The 2,103-nt window shown below is 60.2% G+C and carries 2 protein-coding genes; one reads left to right on the top strand and one right to left on the bottom strand.

The genetic code is table 11. From position 1 onward, the window contains the following. Nucleotides 1–329: 329 nt before the first annotated feature. A complete protein-coding gene (locus H5U08_RS16690; RefSeq protein ID WP_297035654.1) occupies nt 330–1,784 on the top strand; it encodes a retropepsin-like aspartic protease in 1,455 nt (484 codons plus the stop codon). A 72-nt stretch (nt 1,785–1,856) separates the two neighbouring features. On the opposite strand, the gene H5U08_RS16685 is transcribed toward H5U08_RS16690, so the two are convergent. Beyond that, nucleotides 1,857–2,103: hypothetical protein (locus H5U08_RS16685; protein WP_297035651.1), on the bottom strand; the 247-nt coding region annotated here is incomplete at its 5' end.

Below are 2,103 nucleotides of genomic sequence, written 5' to 3'. Positions count from 1 at the left end.
CCTTTCACCGGGCACGACAAGCGTGCCCCTCCGAAAAACTTCCGGAGGGACCTGCTCGTCAGGTCGGCTTTTCTCGGAGGGACCTGCCTGTCAGGTCCGTCATTCAACCTTGGATCATCCATCCCCTTCCCGGGCACGACAAGCGTGCCCCTCCGAGGTTCGTCCAACGCCGGGGAGTCTTTACGGTTTTGTCAAAAAATTTTGAAGAAATCAGTTGCAAGCCCTGGCCATGACGTTAAAATAGGGGCGGCCTGGAAAACTTGTCAGACCGTGCCAACGGTCCGGCGTTCGACGCGGCTGGCTTTTTCTCTCGACAGGGGAGAGCTGCGATGCGACCACGATTTCTTCGTTCCGCTCTTGTGGCGGCTTTGATTGCAGGATTTGCTATCGGCGGAATCGTTCGCGCCGGCGACGTGCAGGTGGATCTCGATCCAGCCATTGATCTGTTCGGCGATCAGATCGAGGTCATCCAAGGCTACAACTGGGGTGGAGAATGGGCCCTCGCCTTCGGGATTTACGATACCGGCGCGAGTGTCGTAACCCTCTCGGCAACCGATCGCGCTTTCTTCGACTTGATGGGCGCCCCCGTGCCCATCAAGGTGCCGAGCGGAGCCGTCGCGGATGCCATCGACGGCGTCATCGTGGGCGACGTTTCCATGCCGATGACATTCTGGACGGACGGACTGCACGCGGTGTCGTTCTCGTGGGATGCCGGTCTCGGTTTGGATTTCAACTATGATCTCACCGGCGGCGTCACGGTGCCCGGGGTGCAGGTCTTTGTGGGAACGGACACCGGCAGTGCCCAACTCCCCAATATTGCCGGCACACCCGTGCATTTCGGGACGATTCCCCCACCAGGCTCTGCTCTCCCGGCTGCCAAGGTGGACATGCTGGGCTACGAGTTCGACCTGGGGGCGTTTTTTGCCGACGATCCGACCTGGGCATCCCTGTTTTCGGGAATTGTTCTGTACATGCCTGACCTCAGCTTCGTCGCGGCGGGCACCCGCCTGGCCGGCATCCCGGGAACGACGACCGATCCGGTACGAATTCCTTTGACGCTCTTTGGGCCGGAAAACTACGCCAATCCTGGCAACGAGGTCACTGTCGCTCCCAACCCCGTTCAGGAGCAGGTCTCTCTCGGTGAAGCCCTGGCCACCGTGAGCAACGCGGTGTTTCTCTTTGACACCGGGGCCTCCATCAGTGTGATCAGTACGGCGATTGCCCAGGCGCTCGGTTTTGATTTGAATTCGCCGGAGACCACAATCGACATCGTGGGTGCGGCGGGGAGCCCGATCACGGTCCCCGGCTTCACCGTCGATTGGCTGGCCTTGCCCATCGACACCGATTTCGACGGGGTGGTAGACGGTGAACTCCGCTTCACCAACGCGCCTGTGTTTGTCGCCGATCTGGTGGAAGGACTGGACGGCATCCTGGGGATGAATCTGTGGGGCTGGGCAAGGGAGCTCCTTTACGACCCCTACGACCCGCTCGGTCCTTCTCTCCAGGCGACTTTTCTCCTCAATCGCGAGACACTTTCTCCGGAGGAACAGGAAGCGCTGGGAAGTCTTGCTGAGGCGAATCCCCTCCTTGGGGAGTTATTCGGTATTTCAAGCGGTCCCCTCTCGTTCCCCCGGTTTGAAATTCAGGGTGGACCTACCGGTGGGGAGGTCATCCCCGAACCGAGCACGGGCTGCTTGCTCATTCTCGGAGTCGCCGGACTGGGACTGGCCTGGAATCGCCGCCGTAGAACCCGCGAACGTGACATCTCCGCCACTTCCGCGTGAGGCTGTAGCCAAAGGACACGCATCGACCTGCGGACCACCCGATCCTTGCAATTGTTTCCGCCCGTCGCTCTGTCATTCTGCCGCGCTTCCCATGGCCGTCCCGCGTGGAAATTCTTTCTCCTCACTGTTTCCCTTGTCGCCCTGAGTCCATGCCGCGAACAAAGTGAGGACGTGAGAGCCGCCATCCTTCCAGCACGTGATGCTGACGCTACGCGGTATCGAATTTGCAGGGAAGGATCTTAGTCTCCCTAAGGCCTGGAACCAGGATCTCTCATGGCAGGAGACTGCCAGTTTGACAGGAAGTGGGCATGCACACGGG

Origin of the sequence: Thermogutta sp. (assembly GCF_014359955.1) — a bacterium.
Classification (GTDB): Bacteria; Planctomycetota; Planctomycetia; order Pirellulales; family Thermoguttaceae; genus Thermogutta.
The sequence above is the reverse complement of the archived record's forward strand: the minus strand, read 5'-3'. Positions and strand labels throughout refer to the sequence as shown.

Excerpts from the sequence above, each read along its gene's own strand:
- H5U08_RS16690 (WP_297035654.1), top strand. The coding sequence starts at position 330 with ATGCGACCACGATTTCTTCGTTCCGCTCTTGTGGCGGCTTTGATTGCA.